Source organism: Salinivibrio kushneri, assembly GCF_027286325.1.
In the GTDB taxonomy this organism is placed as follows: domain Bacteria; phylum Pseudomonadota; class Gammaproteobacteria; order Enterobacterales; family Vibrionaceae; genus Salinivibrio; species Salinivibrio kushneri_A.
Map to the genome: position 1 here is coordinate 828346 of NZ_CP114588.1, position 13275 is coordinate 841620.

Here is a 13275-nt window from a genome sequence, read left to right on the forward strand (position 1 = left end):
GGATACCCCGCCCGAAAGCGGGGCAATGTTCTTACAACAAAGATGGAATGCCGGGAATCATTCCGACTGCCAACATGGCAGCAATACAAATGATCACTGTGGCGGTTGGAATCACCAGACGGTCAACGGTAGAAAGCGTTGTAGGACGCTCTTTATCACCGATAAGGCCGTTGTTGTCCAAGAGCATAGTGACTGCCCAACCAAAGACTGGGTTAACAGCCATGGAGGCGAAAATACAAATACCGGCTGCCTGGCTCGACTTGGCGTCTTTCACCATCTGCATGCCTGCTTCAAGCAAGGGCAGGAACACACCCGATAGTAGCGCAATGGTCATCACGGGTGGCCAAGTGGCGACATCCATAGGATAGCCAATCAAGGCAACGGCAATACATAGCAGACCCAGTACAATGGCACCGCCAGGGATGGGTCGACGCGCAATCGCCGCCGGAATCATGTAGGTTCCCCACGATGAGGTGATGTTACCGCCACCCACAGAGGCACCAACCATTTGACGGATAGAACAACCAGTCATGGTGTCATCCACGTCCATCAATACTTTTTCGGCTTTCTTCGGATAATTTAGTTCCTGGAAAATACGGTGACCCAGAAAGTCTGGCGACCACATCGCCACAGCCAGCAATGCAAATGGCAAAGAGGCAAGGAAGTGCGACAGGTTTGGAAGTCCTAGCTGCCAACCTTGCTCGGTTGAGCCCCACCAGTAAACCGGATTAAGGTTAGGCACACCTGGTTGAGTAACGAATTCCAGTGACGAGCCAGCACCTAGGGCTGTGGCAATTAATCCACCGGTGACCGCACAAACCGGAATCGCGAGCCAGCGTTTGCCGATGCGCGCCAAGAAGGCATAGATCACAATCGATACGGCGAGAATTAAAATGGAGATATAGCCCATATCAATCGCCGCGCCCCATGCGAGCAGGCTCTCAATTTGCCCTTTTGCGCCACCAAAGCCGAGGAAGATCAGCAAGCCGCCCGCGACCCCTTGGCTGGTCAAGTTGACTAGTTTGGAGCCCCCTTTTAGGTAGCTTAGTATCAGACCAAAAGCACCAATCAGAATCCCCAGAGCCAGAGGGTGCGCCCCTGCTAACGCGATGGTGCCAACCAGTGGGATCATTGGTCCGTGGTTGCCAGCCAAGTTGGCGCGGGGGTTAATAAACCCGCACAACAGGACACAGAACAGAAGTGCAGGGATGAGCATTTCTACCCGCGCCACTTCAACGGCAAACGCTTTACCCAAGGTGATGTGATCCCAAGCAGCGGTTAAACCGTCCGCCCAAGACATCATCACTGCAGAGTACATGGCGATAATGCCAATGGTACCCGCTACAGCAGGGACAAGGTCTTCGATTTCAAAACGGAAGTCACGGCCAGGCAGGTTTAAGCCCCAACGGCGCGGACGCATAATTTGTAGTTCGTGATTCAGGTAGTCAGCGCGGGAGGCAAATGAAGAAGCCGGCTTGTGCTTCTTTTGGTATTCGCTCTTTTCTTCGTGACTCACACTGCGGTCTTGAGCATGTGTTGCCATAATTTCCTCGTCGTACAGAAAGCAAACGCTTTCGAAACAGTGGCTTAGCCAGTCTTTGTGTGTTGTTAACGCTGGCCTTATGGCCGTGTTCTGTTTCGTTATCAGCATGCTAACAACAGGGTGGGCGTAGAATGTTGACTTAGATCATTACCGTGTAATTTTTTTACGTGCTACGCCCACTTATGCCAAGGTTTTTACCGCTTTATTGGCCTTCTTTTGCCACCAAATCAGTCGTTGTGTAATTTAATTACTAATCGAGGCGCCAAATATGTGCCACAAAACAGCAAGATAAAGTCGCTACGTGTAAAGCAGGCTTGGTGACATCTTGAATCTGTGTCAACAAATAAAGACAGCCACCTTGTGCTCACTGTAGTGAATAAAAAAGATAGGTTATAGTCGATATATTGTCCTCTAAAAATGGATCCTCATGGTGCGCCGATTGTTCCGTCCTTTTGTGTGTCATCCAACGCCTTTGTGTGCTTTCCGTGGCTTGGTTTTAAGCTTGGTATTCTCCACTCCATTAGTGGCGGCACCGGCCGCGGATATAGGCACGGTGAGCGCTGCTATTCAAAACGGTGACTATCAGCAAGCCTTGTCGCAGACTGAAGGCGCCTTGGCACAATCGGAAGAGCGGGCGTTTACACCGTCTGAACGTGCTGAGCTGCACCGTTTGCGGGCCATTGCCTACTTGTATCTTGATCGGCGCGCTGAAGCGTATCGCGCGTATCGTCAGGCATTGACACAAAACGGACTGAGTAAAGAGAGTGAAGCGGACGCCTTGACGGCGGTGATTAGTTTGGCGTTTCGTGTTGAGCAGTATGAGGAGGTCCTCAGCTATGCTCGCCAACTCCGCGAGAAGCACACACTGCAGCCGACCTCTGCTCGCTTCGCGATGCAAGCTGCTTATGCGCTATCTCGTTTTGATGTGGCGATTGACTATGCACGTCAGCTGCAAAAACTCGGTGCTGAGGATGCCTTTATTCTGCAAACTAAAGGGCTCAGTGAAGTGGCGCTGTCACGCTTTGACGCGGCAGCGGCGACATTCGATAAGTTGGTTAATCAACCCGATGTGGCTCCTCGTTGGTTAGAACAGGCCGCACGCGCCCACGCCAAAGCCGGGTCGCACCAAACGGCACGCCAGTATTTAGCGCGTGCCAACACCGACATTGCCCTTTACCGCACTCTATCGACCTCGTTGTTAGAACAAGATGCTGCGCAGCAGGCGTTGCTGTATTGGCAGCAAGGTTTACAACAGTTAACCCGGCTACCTACCCGTGATGAGCAGTTATTTTTGGTGCAGTGTTTGATAAAAACAGGCCAGCGCGTGGCGGCGTTAAATCGGATCAGTGAAGTGAATTTGAGCGAGCCAGATAAGCAAACGCTCAAACTACAGGTGATGTTAGCGTATCAGCTTAATCATTGGCAGGAAGTGATTGATACCGCGCAAGTGGCGCTCTCTTATGGTCTGAAAGATGATCGTATGCTGTGGCAGTGGTTATCCATCAGTGCAATTAAAGCCGGGGACTATGCACTGGCGGACTATGCGCTAGAACAGTGGGAGGCGCGCGATCCCACTGGCCTTGCCGAGCGCTGGCGTGACACCTTAGAGCTGCTTAAAGCCAAGCGAGCGAAACGTCGCGACGCGCGGCTGTCATAAGGTTAGAAGCTGCCTACTTTAAAAACAGTACTGTCTTTTTTAGTAGGCGTTTAACTATGGTGTTCACAGTTTTGTTACGCACCGCTGATCGCATTGAAATGAAATAAATTGCACGTCTATCCCCTCCAACGCTAATTTTTATCAGCTTTCACGATAAAAATTACCAGCTTTCTTCAAGTTAACTTCTATACTTACCTCGGTTAAAGCCGGTTTAGTGCGGCTAATGGCTGACAAAGCAATTGTTGGTTTTTTCAGCAGTAAATTTTACGATTGACTTTTTATGCAGTAATAGTGACTATAATGAATGCACTTTAAAGGTTAACAAAATGTTGCTCATTGTGTTGAGGGGTGATATTTTCGATCCATACTCAGTGCATTTGGTGCGCTTTAACCACAAACACAACAGATTTCACGGATGACAGGAGTTAGCGCATGACGGATGCTGTGGCGCTACAGGTAAAATCACTTAAAAAAAGCTTTGGGCAGCATCAAGTGCTCAAAGGTATTTCCCTCGACGCCCACCGCGGCGACGTGATTTCCATTATCGGCTCTTCCGGTTCCGGCAAGAGCACCTTTCTTCGCTGTATCAATCTGCTGGAAACCCCCACGGGCGGTGAAATTTGGGTCAATGGTGAGTTGATCAAAATGAAAAACAACCGTGCTGGTGACCCCGTCCCCGTCAGTGACAAGCAAGTGCAACGCATTCGTTCGCGTCTGGCGATGGTGTTTCAAGGATTCAATCTTTGGTCGCATATGACGGTGCTGCAAAATGTTATCGAAGCGCCCGTGCATGTGCTAGGGGTGCCTAAGGCACAAGCGATTGAAGAAGCAGAAGCGTTATTACATCGCGTTGGGCTATATGAGCGCCGCGACTACTACCCAGGCCATTTATCCGGTGGTCAGCAACAGCGTGCCGCGATTGCGCGTGCACTCGCCGTCGAGCCAGAAGTTTTGCTGTTTGATGAGCCAACCTCCGCGCTGGACCCTGAATTAGTAGGAGAAGTGCTGGGGGTGATGCGCTCATTGGCCGAAGAAGGGCGCACCATGCTGGTGGTTACCCACGAAATGAGTTTCGCGCGTGATGTCTCTAACCATGTGATGTTCTTGCACCAAGGATTGGTGGAAGAGCAAGGTAATCCGAAAGAGCTGTTTGATTCGCCAGAATCAGAGCGCTTGCAGCAATTTATCTCATCGATTTACTGATTTATTTATTAAAAATATCAATAGCATAACCATGCAATAGGGCGCAGCCCTGACAACATCGTAAAAACGACAGGAGACAGGAAGATGAAAAAATGGCTAGTTGCCGCCGCTGTGATGGCCGCGGTTGGGTCAACCTCCGTAGCAGCCAAGGAATGGAAGGTCGTACGTTTTGGTATCGAAGGGGCGTATCCTCCATTTAGCTGGACTACTAATGAAGGCGAACTGAAAGGCTTTGATGTGGATATGGCCAATGCACTCTGCGAAGAGATGCAGGCAAAGTGTAAGATTGTGGCGCAGGATTGGGATGGCATTATTCCATCGCTGCTGGCACGTAAATACGATGCCATTATCGCCGCGATGTCCATTACCGAAGAGCGGAAGCGAAAAGTTGACTTCACCAACAAATACGCGCTGATCCCCAATAAATTTGTGGCCGAAAAAGGCACGGATTTGACCTTTACCAAAGAGGGGTTAGATGGCGTTAAAATCGGTGTTCAGCGCGCGACCACCCATGATAAATACCTAACTGACAACTATGGCGACTCGGTGGATATCGTCCGTTACGGCACCTTTGACGAAGCCTACCTTGATTTAAAAGCAGGCCGTATTGAGTCAATCCTTGGCGATGCGTCGGCACTCCAACAAGGGCTGCTCGACAAAGAGGGGGGTGACGAGTTTGAGTTCATTGGCCCGTCACTCACTGACCCTGAGTGGTTTGGTGAAGGCTTTGGTATAGCGACACGTAAGCAAGACAAAGACCTGACCAAGAAGCTTAACCAAGCGATCGATTCGTTGCGTGAAAAAGGCGTGTATGACGAGATTGCTGCCAAGTACTTTGACTACGACGTTTACGGCGAGTAATAGGCAGGCGGGCAGCATGAAAGTGCTGCCCGGTTCATATGATTGATTTGAAAGGTTACGAGTGGTCCCTGCTCGAAGGCGCATGGGTGACCCTTCAGGTTGCGCTGCTCTCGTTAGGTCTTGCCATGCTACTGGGTATGCTGGGCGCACTGGCGAAACTCTCCAAATTTGGCTGGCTGCGTGGGATAGCGACGGTCTATACCACGGTGATACGTGGGATCCCTGATCTGGTGCTGATGATGCTGATTTTTTACGGCGGTCAAATGCTGCTGAACAACAGCTTGTATGGCATCAATGAATGGTTAAACGAGTACATGGCCGGCCAAGACCCCAATCATGATTGGACGTCCTATTTACCTGACTATATTGATGTGAGCCCATTTATTGCTGGGATCCTAACCATCGGGTTTATCTTTGGTGCTTATATGGCGGAAACCTTCCGTGGCGCTATCATGGCGGTGGACGCTGGGGAAATGGAAGCCGCACGTGCTTATGGAATGAGCAGCAGTTTGGCATTCCGCCGTATTTTGCTGCCGCAGATGATCCGTCACGCGTTACCCGGCTTCGGTAACAATTGGCTGGTGCTGCTCAAAACCACCGCGCTGGTGTCAATCATTGGCCTTGATGACATGGTGCGAAAAGGCGCGTTGGCGGCCGGCTCAACTCAAATGCCATTTACTTTTTACTTTACCGTTGCACTGATTTTCTTGCTCTTTACCAGTATCTCGACCACGGGATTGCGCTGGATGGAGCGCCGTTTTAGCATTCATACGCGGTAGGTGACCATGGATTTTTCTCTTGTACTCGAAACCTGGCCGATATACTTAGACGGCCTTTGGACCACCGTATGGTTGGTCGCCTCTGCATTGGTGATTGGCTTAGTGGTCGCGGTGCCAGTCGCGGTCGCGCGCAATGCACAATTCCCTTTATGGCGTTACCCTGCATGGGCGTTCATTTATTTTTTCCGGGGTACACCGCTGTTGATTCAACTGTATTTGATTTACTACGGCTTAAGTCAGATAGTGAATGTTGAAAATACCTTGTGGCAGCATGCCTGGTTCTGCGCCTTGGTGGCCTTTGTGCTCAACACCGCCGCTTATACAGCCGAAATCATTCGTGGCGCGATTAACGGCCTTCCTAAAGGGGAAGTCGAGGCGGCGATCGCTTATGGCATGAGCCCTTATAAAGCCTTTTCGCGCATTGTATTGCCGAGCGCGATGCGTCGTGCGTTACCCGCGTACAGTAACGAAGTGGTGTTTATGCTGCACGGCTCAGCGGTGGCTGGGATTATCACCATTGTTGATTTAACCGGTGCCGCTCGGATTGTGAACTCGCGTTATTATGCGCCGTTCGAGTCGTTTTTGACTGCGGGGGCGTTCTATATGGCGCTGACATTCAGCATCCTTTGGATGTTCCGCCTAGCAGAGCGCCGCTTCCTACGCCATTTAAGGCCGCTTAGCTAATCGGCTCAATCTCAAATAAAAAACGCCGCAGTGATCACCTGATCATCTGCGGCGTTTTTTATCCAAAGCGTATAACGTGGGGCTTACTTAAAGGTCGCCCAAATCGGTGCGTGATCTGATGGCTTTTCAATCGCTCGGAGCTCGTAGTCAATGCCAGCATCGATGCATTGGCTCGCCAGATCTGGGGTGGCCAGAATCACGTCAATACGCAGGCCGCGGTTATCGTCAAAGCCACGGGAGCGGTAGTCAAACCACGAGAACTGATCGTTCACGCTAGGATGCAGAGTTCGGAAGGTGTCAACAAACCCCCAATCCATCAGGGTGCCCAGCCACTCGCGCTCTTCGGGCAAGAATGAGCACTTGCCGGTGCGTAGCCAGCGTTTGGCGTTTTGCTCACCAATGCCGATGTCATCGTCTTTCGGGCTGATATTGATATCGCCCATCACCACCAACTGCTCACTGGGATCACGGCCAGCCAAATAAGTCATTAGGTCTTGATAAAACTTACGCTTGGCGGGGAATTTGGTTTCATGGCTGCGGTTTTCTCCTTGTGGGAAGTAACCGTTGAGCACAGTAATTGGCTTGCCGTTTTCGTCTTCAAAGGTCGCCATGATCATGCGGCGTTGGGCGTCTTCGTCATCAGTGGGAAAGCCTTTTTGCACGCTGATAGGGGACTTTTTACATAGCATTGCCACGCCATAATGGGCTTTTTGGCCATGAAAGTGCACTTCATAACCCATCGCTTCGACATCCGCGAGCGGGAAGGCGTCATCATGGACTTTGGTTTCTTGTAACCCGATCACGTCAGGTTGATGCTTTTCAATTAAGGCTTGCAATTGATGCAAACGAGCACGAATACCATTGATATTGAATGAAATGATTTTCACGTGTGAGGCTGCCTTTGTTGTCTTGTTAATAGCAAGACACTTTACCAGCTTCGTTCAATGAACGGAAAGGCGGCCTCTATCTCTATAGGTTATGGAAACGCGCGATATTGTCTAAGCGTTAGTGCGCAAGAGAGAATTCACCCAAGCATTCGCCTTGGCTAAAAATAGTGCCAAGCTCGGTGCTGGGATCAAATTGTAGCGTCGGTTGGGGTAATGTCGGTAGGCGATGGAGCAAGTGCTTGAGGATAATATCCCCATTAAATTGATGAATCGCGACCTGCCAGTTGGCAAGGTTAGGTAGTGAAAAGTTAACTATCAATGGCGTTCCTTACTGTTTTATTTGTGTTGTTAGCTGTTTTCGTTTGTGTTTGCGCACGGCGTAAATGATACCAGTGACGCAGTCTGCCGTTAGTGGCGGCCATATTTTATCTCCAGGAGTTAAATGATTATTGCTCTGCCCCCTCAGTGGCTATTCATCATGAGCCGCGCAAATGCGCCGGTCCCTTTGGAATGAGCGATCACCATTAATACAGTGATACCCACCAATGAGAGATAGCAAAAGGGTTGTTAACGGGTTATCAATCTAGGAAAAAAGCGAAAGTGGATTGCTGCAGAGAGTCTATGCGGGAAATAGCGTGGTCTGTCTCGACTTTGACTTGATGTCTTTTGATGCTCCGTATCTAGAGCTTCAGCCACACTACAGCATTTTATGCGGATGTAAAGGGCTTATAGCGCTATCGGCTGATTCTCTAATATGAAGCTTTTGTGAATTCTTGTTTGTCAGGGTTGCGTGCATGCTTAGGCTTTATAATATACGCATATCCATATGTGCATTTAATGAAGTGTAGTGAGAGAGCCTATGTTGCCTCACCAGTTTTTCAAATTATTGGCCGATGAAACACGCGTGCGGTGTTTGCTGCTCATTGCTCGTGAAGGGCAGTTGTGTGTGTGCGAGCTCACCGAAGCGCTGGACACCTCGCAGCCGAAGATCTCACGTCATTTGGCGCAGCTGCGGGCCAGTGGTGTGTTGGTTGATATGCGCCAAGGGCAATGGGTGTTTTATCGCTTGGCCGCTGATTTACCCGGCTGGATGCGCAAACAAATTCAGGGTTTAGTTGATTCCAACTGCCTAAAAGACACTTATCAAGAAGATATCACGCGGCTTGCCAAGATGGCGTCTCGCCCTACCTGCTGTGTGTAAAGGAGAAAGCAATGACAATTAAAGTCGGGATCAATGGGTTTGGCCGTATCGGTCGTTTGGCATTACGGGCAGCATTTGATTGGCCAGAGCTCGAGTTTGTGCATATCAACGATGTGGCGGGAGATACCGAAACACTGGCGCATTTGCTGGAGTTTGATTCGGTACAAGGGCGTTGGCATCACGCGGTGAGTGCAGAAGGCAACCGCGTGCAGATTAACGGCCAAACACTGACGACAAGCCAAGAAAAAGCGATTGATGCCGTCGACTGGTCAGGTTGCGATGTGGTGATTGAAGCAACGGGAAAACACCGTGACGCGGATTTGCTGCAACATTACTTGGACCAAGGCGTAAAGCGCGTGGTGGTCTCTGCGCCGGTCAAAGATGAGCGTGTGGCGAATATCGTGGTGGGAGTGAATGACGCGATATTTGATCCCAGCAAACATCGGATCGTTACCGCAGCATCGTGTACCACGAACTGCTTGGCACCGATTGTGAAAGTGATCCATGAAAAGCTGGGGATTGCGCAGTCGACCTTCACCACCATTCATGATTTAACCAATACCCAAACGATTTTGGATGCGCCGCATAAAGACTTACGTCGCGCTCGCGCCTGTGGCATGAGCTTGATCCCGACTACCACGGGGTCGGCGACCGCCATCGTAGAAATTTTCCCGGATCTAAAAGGCAAGATTAATGGCCATGCGGTGCGTGTCCCCCTCGCTAATGCGTCGCTGACGGATGTGATCTTTGACGTGGAAACCGATACCACCACCGACGAGGTGAACGCATTGTTGCAAGAAGCCGCGGACGGCGAGCTCAACGGCATTCTTGGCTTTGAGGCGCGTCCTTTAGTCTCGATTGATTACCGTGGTGATCAGCGCTCCACGATTGTCGATGGTTTATCCACCATGGTGGTGGGTAAGCGTATGGTCAAAATCTATGCGTGGTATGACAACGAAATGGGGTATGCCACGCGCACTGCTGAGCTGGTGCGCAACGTCGGCGGCGTTGATCAGTAATCGCTTTTTTATCGGGTAGCGATGTGTGCCCAGTGCCGCATCGCCCTTTTTTGTATGTGAATCGATGACCACTATGTTTGCTCAATTAAGCCAATCTGTGCGCCAGTATATGCTGGTCACCTTTAACTATTGGAATTTCACCATCACCGACGGTGCACTGCGGATGCTGGTGGTGCTGTATTTTTATGAGTTGGGCTACGGCACGTTAGAAATCGCCTCGCTGTTTTTGTTTTACGAATTTTTCGGGGTGGTCACCAACCTTATCGGTGGATGGCTCGGTGCGCGTTTAGGCCTTAATCGCACCATGAATATTGGTCTTGGCATGCAAATTATCGCGCTTGCCATGTTAGCCGTGCCAGCCGGTTGGCTCACCATTCCTTGGGTGATGGCGGCTCAAGCCTTGTCTGGAATTGCGAAAGATCTGAACAAGATGAGCGCTAAAAGCGCGATTAAAACCTTAGTGCCTGACAACGCACAGGGAGCACTGTTTAAGTGGATAGCGATCTTAACGGGCTCGAAGAATGCACTCAAAGGCGTAGGCTTTTTTGTCGGTGGTGCATTGCTCTCTCTGATTGGCTTTCAGTATGCGGTGGCGGCGATGGCTGGCGTGTTGAGTTTGGTGTTTATCGGCAGTGTGGTATCGCTCAATGCGGAGTTGGGGAAAGCGAAAAATAAGCCTAAGTTTTCGGAAATCTTTTCCAAGTCTCGCAGCGTGAATATCCTCTCGGCAGCACGTTTATTTCTTTTCGGCGCTCGAGACGTTTGGTTTGTGGTGGCCTTGCCAATTTATCTTGGCACCACATTTGGTTGGAGCCACAGTGCGGTGGGCGGCTTTCTTGCGCTATGGGTGATCGCTTACGGCGTGGTGCAAGGGGTTGCGCCGAAAATTACCGGGCGCCAAGCTGGCCATTCGCCGGGCGGTCAAGCGGCGTTAGGTTGGGCAGGTTTATTGGCGGTGGTGACGGGTATTATTGCTTACGCGATTGGCGAACAGTGGTATCCGCAAGGGGTGATTATTGTTGGACTCATGGTATTTGGGGCGATATTTGCGATTAACTCGTCACTGCATTCCTACTTGATTGTCAGCTACGCCAAAGGCGACGGTGTGTCGCTGGATGTAGGATTTTATTATATGGCGAACGCCATGGGACGCTTAATTGGCACTGTGTTATCCGGTTGGGTTTTCCAAGTATGGGGACTGGCGGCATGCCTTTGGGTGTCGTTTGGGTTTCTCACTGTCACCACGGTCATTTCGCTGGGGCTACCCAAAACGATAGCCTCAACAGATCACGCTTAAATAAAGAGGGGAAAGCATGCATATGCTTGCCCCCTTTTTAAGACTACGGCTACTCATTGAGCATATTGCTGATTTTCTTCTGCAGCTCTTTATCTTCACGCGCTTGACGAAAAACAGCGTTATATTCCTCGACAGACAGCCCTGCTGCTTCAATCGCTTGCGCCATTTCTTTTTGCGTCTCGGCCATTAGCGCTTTCGCCTTTTCTTCACTACGGATGCTCTCAAGCTTGCTTTTGTAGTCTTTTGATATTGAGACCACCTGCTCAGCGGCCTCTGCGTAGCTGCTGACTACTTGTTCGGTCGGCTGATCCGCTGACATATTATTTGTTTCGTTGGCAGCGAAACTTGGCAGACTGGCTGCAACAACAAACGCAAAAGATAGGGTCGCTAATAAACGTTTCATCAATACTCTCCTTTTATTCATCATGGCCACCCTAAAAGAGGTGAAGAGTGACGGTCAAACGTGAAAAAGCAATCAGACAAATTCTCACAAGACCATGACATTCTTGATACTGTATGAATTGCTCAGTTTTTTCGAATAACTCCAACAAGTTGCTCTGCCGACTTTCCCTAGCGCACTCCTTATACTGTATTGCGTAGAAAAAGGAGGACGTATGGGAAAACTGATAGACGGTATTTGGCATGATGTGTGGTACGACACCAAGTCGTCGGGTGGTCGATTTGTCCGTGAAGACGCGGGCTTTCGTCACTGGGTGACCGCTGATGGCCAAGCTGGACCAAGTGGCGATGCGGGCTTTAACGCTGAATCAGGCCGCTATCATCTGTATGTTTCTCTTGCTTGTCCTTGGGCGCATCGCACTCTGATCATGCGCCATTTAAAAGGGCTTGAACCTCATATAGCCGTCACTGTCGTCGCGCCTGAAATGCTAGAACATGGCTGGACTTTTTCGGAGCCAGAGCCATTGTATGGGTACGATTATGCTCATCAGCTCTATACCCACGCTAAGCCTAATTACACGGGGCGAGTCACCGTGCCGATTTTATGGGATAAGCAAACCGAGACCATTGTCAGTAATGAATCGGCCGATATCATTCGGATGTTTAATTCAGCGTTTAATGACATCACGGGTAATCATGACGATTATTACCCAGACAGCCTGCGTGCAGCGGTTGATCAGTGGAACGAGTTTGTTTACCCCAATGTAAATAATGGCGTGTATAAATGTGGCTTTGCCACCGAACAAGAGGCTTATGAAGAAGCCTTTGATCAGTTATTCACTGCATTGACGGTGTTAGATGATCATTTAAGTCGCAATCGTTATCTTGCCGGCAATCAGATCACAGAAGCCGATTGGCGTTTGTTCACCACCCTGATTCGTTTTGATCCTGTCTACGTGGGCCACTTTAAATGTAATAAGCAACGTATTGCCGATTACTGCAACTTGTTCTGCTACATGAAAGAGTTGTTCCAAGTACCAAGCGTAGCAGATACGGTCGATATGCATCATATCAAAACCCATTATTATTACAGCCACGGCAACATAAACCCGACGCGCATTGTACCGAAAGGACCAGAGCAAGACTTGTGGTCGCCGCATGGGCGTGCCTCAGTTAGCGCTCGCAGTAACTGATTGAGCAGTTGACGAAAAAACAACGAAAAAGGGCCAGCAGATGCTGGCCCTTAAAGATGGTGGTGGAGGAAGGATTCGAACCTTCGAAGGCTGAGCCGTCAGATTTACAGTCTGATCCCTTTGACCGCTCGGGAACTCCACCATGGAGTCTTGCTTTGTAAAAGTGGTGGTGGAGGAAGGATTCGAACCTTCGAAGGCTGAGCCGTCAGATTTACAGTCTGATCCCTTTGACCGCTCGGGAACTCCACCACGGAGTCTTGCTTTATAAAATGGTGGTGGAGGAAGGATTCGAACCTTCGAAGGCTGAGCCGTCAGATTTACAGTCTGATCCCTTTGACCGCTCGGGAACTCCACCACGGAGTTTTGCTTTGTAAAATTGGTGGTGGAGGAAGGATTCGAACCTTCGAAGGCTGAGCCGTCAGATTTACAGTCTGATCCCTTTGACCGCTCGGGAACTCCACCACGGGAACGAGGCGAATCTTACCAAACCGACTGGAGCTGTAAAGGGTTTTCTCTGTCCCGGTTAGTAGTTGGTGCTTTTTTCAGCGTCTT

13 protein-coding genes and 4 tRNA genes are annotated in these 13275 nt (G+C 50.1%); 9 read left to right on the forward strand and 8 right to left on the reverse strand.

What is annotated here, in order from left to right:
* Nucleotides 1-31: 31 nt before the first annotated feature.
* Entirely contained in the window at nucleotides 32-1543 is a 1512-nt protein-coding gene (locus tag N8M53_RS04080) for a DUF3360 family protein (RefSeq protein WP_269579577.1), read from the reverse strand.
* A 427-nt stretch (nucleotides 1544-1970) separates the two neighbouring features.
* Here N8M53_RS04080 and N8M53_RS04085 point away from each other — a divergent pair, with 427 nt between their 5' ends.
* The 5 genes from N8M53_RS04085 (at nucleotide 1971) to N8M53_RS04105 (ending at nucleotide 6727) form a co-directional block, all read left to right on the forward strand.
* Nucleotides 1971-3200 (forward strand): tetratricopeptide repeat protein, encoded by a 1230-nt coding sequence (locus N8M53_RS04085; protein WP_269579578.1) that lies wholly within the window; start codon nucleotides 1971-1973, stop codon nucleotides 3198-3200.
* A 432-nt stretch (nucleotides 3201-3632) separates the two neighbouring features.
* Complete coding sequence (locus tag N8M53_RS04090; RefSeq protein ID WP_269579579.1) at nucleotides 3633-4403, forward strand: ABC transporter ATP-binding protein; 771 nt, start codon at nucleotides 3633-3635, stop codon at nucleotides 4401-4403.
* Between the two features lie 84 nt (nucleotides 4404-4487).
* Nucleotides 4488-5264: an ABC transporter substrate-binding protein gene (locus N8M53_RS04095; RefSeq protein ID WP_269579580.1), complete on the forward strand. Its 777-nt coding sequence runs from the start codon at nucleotides 4488-4490 to the stop codon at nucleotides 5262-5264.
* Nucleotides 5265-5302: 38 nt separating this feature from the next.
* Nucleotides 5303-6043 carry an ABC transporter permease gene (locus N8M53_RS04100; RefSeq protein ID WP_269579581.1) on the forward strand — a complete coding sequence of 247 codons (741 nt, stop codon included), beginning with the start codon at nucleotides 5303-5305 and terminating at the stop codon, nucleotides 6041-6043.
* Between the two features lie 6 nt (nucleotides 6044-6049).
* Nucleotides 6050-6727, forward strand: a complete 678-nt coding sequence (locus N8M53_RS04105; RefSeq protein ID WP_269579582.1) for an ABC transporter permease — start codon at nucleotides 6050-6052, stop codon at nucleotides 6725-6727.
* A gap of 83 nt (nucleotides 6728-6810) precedes the next feature.
* On the opposite strand, the gene xthA is transcribed toward N8M53_RS04105, so the two are convergent.
* Both xthA and N8M53_RS04115 read right to left on the reverse strand, forming a co-directional pair.
* Nucleotides 6811-7614, reverse strand: coding sequence for an exodeoxyribonuclease III (gene xthA, locus N8M53_RS04110; protein ID WP_269579583.1), 804 nt, complete (start codon nucleotides 7612-7614; stop codon nucleotides 6811-6813).
* 118 nt (nucleotides 7615-7732) lie between these two features.
* Nucleotides 7733-7933, reverse strand: a complete 201-nt coding sequence (locus N8M53_RS04115; RefSeq protein ID WP_167314136.1) for a hypothetical protein — start codon at nucleotides 7931-7933, stop codon at nucleotides 7733-7735.
* A gap of 540 nt (nucleotides 7934-8473) precedes the next feature.
* Here N8M53_RS04115 and N8M53_RS04120 point away from each other — a divergent pair.
* The 3 genes from N8M53_RS04120 (at nucleotide 8474) to arsJ (ending at nucleotide 11131) form a co-directional block, all read left to right on the forward strand.
* Nucleotides 8474-8815 (forward strand): metalloregulator ArsR/SmtB family transcription factor, encoded by a 342-nt coding sequence (locus tag N8M53_RS04120; protein ID WP_269579974.1) that lies wholly within the window; start codon nucleotides 8474-8476, stop codon nucleotides 8813-8815.
* Between the two features lie 11 nt (nucleotides 8816-8826).
* Nucleotides 8827-9834, forward strand: coding sequence for an ArsJ-associated glyceraldehyde-3-phosphate dehydrogenase (locus tag N8M53_RS04125; protein ID WP_269579584.1), 1008 nt, complete (start codon nucleotides 8827-8829; stop codon nucleotides 9832-9834).
* A 73-nt stretch (nucleotides 9835-9907) separates the two neighbouring features.
* Nucleotides 9908-11131 carry an organoarsenical effux MFS transporter ArsJ gene (gene arsJ / locus N8M53_RS04130; protein ID WP_269579975.1) on the forward strand — a complete coding sequence of 408 codons (1224 nt, stop codon included), beginning with the start codon at nucleotides 9908-9910 and terminating at the stop codon, nucleotides 11129-11131.
* Between the two features lie 49 nt (nucleotides 11132-11180).
* Here arsJ and N8M53_RS04135 read toward each other — a convergent pair whose 3' ends face one another.
* Nucleotides 11181-11534: a DUF4168 domain-containing protein gene (locus tag N8M53_RS04135; RefSeq protein WP_269579585.1), complete on the reverse strand. Its 354-nt coding sequence runs from the start codon at nucleotides 11532-11534 to the stop codon at nucleotides 11181-11183.
* A 211-nt stretch (nucleotides 11535-11745) separates the two neighbouring features.
* On the opposite strand from N8M53_RS04135, the gene N8M53_RS04140 reads away from it, so the two are divergent.
* Nucleotides 11746-12723 (forward strand): glutathione S-transferase family protein, encoded by a 978-nt coding sequence (locus N8M53_RS04140; protein WP_269579586.1) that lies wholly within the window; start codon nucleotides 11746-11748, stop codon nucleotides 12721-12723.
* Nucleotides 12724-12780: 57 nt separating this feature from the next.
* Here N8M53_RS04140 and N8M53_RS04145 read toward each other — a convergent pair.
* The 4 genes from N8M53_RS04145 to N8M53_RS04160 form a co-directional block, all read right to left on the reverse strand.
* Nucleotides 12781-12865 (reverse strand) — tRNA-Tyr (locus tag N8M53_RS04145).
* Nucleotides 12866-12887: 22 nt separating this feature from the next.
* Nucleotides 12888-12972, reverse strand: a tRNA-Tyr gene (locus tag N8M53_RS04150).
* A 21-nt stretch (nucleotides 12973-12993) separates the two neighbouring features.
* Nucleotides 12994-13078 (reverse strand) — tRNA-Tyr (locus N8M53_RS04155).
* A gap of 22 nt (nucleotides 13079-13100) precedes the next feature.
* A tRNA-Tyr gene (locus N8M53_RS04160) sits at nucleotides 13101-13185 on the reverse strand.
* Between the last annotated feature and the right edge of the window lie 90 nt (nucleotides 13186-13275).

What these genes read in the sequence shown, in the direction of transcription:
- N8M53_RS04080 (WP_269579577.1), bottom strand. Translation starts at nt 1,543, where the DNA reads ATGGCAACACATGCTCAAGACCGCAGTGTGAGTCACGAAGAAAAGAGC.
- N8M53_RS04085 (WP_269579578.1), top strand. Translation starts at nt 1,971, where the DNA reads ATGGTGCGCCGATTGTTCCGTCCTTTTGTGTGTCATCCAACGCCTTTG.
- N8M53_RS04090 (WP_269579579.1), top strand. Translation starts at nt 3,633, where the DNA reads ATGACGGATGCTGTGGCGCTACAGGTAAAATCACTTAAAAAAAGCTTT.
- N8M53_RS04095 (WP_269579580.1), top strand. Translation starts at nt 4,488, where the DNA reads ATGAAAAAATGGCTAGTTGCCGCCGCTGTGATGGCCGCGGTTGGGTCA.
- N8M53_RS04100 (WP_269579581.1), top strand. Translation starts at nt 5,303, where the DNA reads ATGATTGATTTGAAAGGTTACGAGTGGTCCCTGCTCGAAGGCGCATGG.
- N8M53_RS04105 (WP_269579582.1), top strand. Translation starts at nt 6,050, where the DNA reads ATGGATTTTTCTCTTGTACTCGAAACCTGGCCGATATACTTAGACGGC.
- N8M53_RS04120 (WP_269579974.1), top strand. Translation starts at nt 8,474, where the DNA reads ATGTTGCCTCACCAGTTTTTCAAATTATTGGCCGATGAAACACGCGTG.
- N8M53_RS04125 (WP_269579584.1), top strand. Translation starts at nt 8,827, where the DNA reads ATGACAATTAAAGTCGGGATCAATGGGTTTGGCCGTATCGGTCGTTTG.
- arsJ (WP_269579975.1), top strand. Translation starts at nt 9,908, where the DNA reads ATGTTTGCTCAATTAAGCCAATCTGTGCGCCAGTATATGCTGGTCACC.
- N8M53_RS04135 (WP_269579585.1), bottom strand. Translation starts at nt 11,534, where the DNA reads ATGAAACGTTTATTAGCGACCCTATCTTTTGCGTTTGTTGTTGCAGCC.
- N8M53_RS04140 (WP_269579586.1), top strand. Translation starts at nt 11,746, where the DNA reads ATGGGAAAACTGATAGACGGTATTTGGCATGATGTGTGGTACGACACC.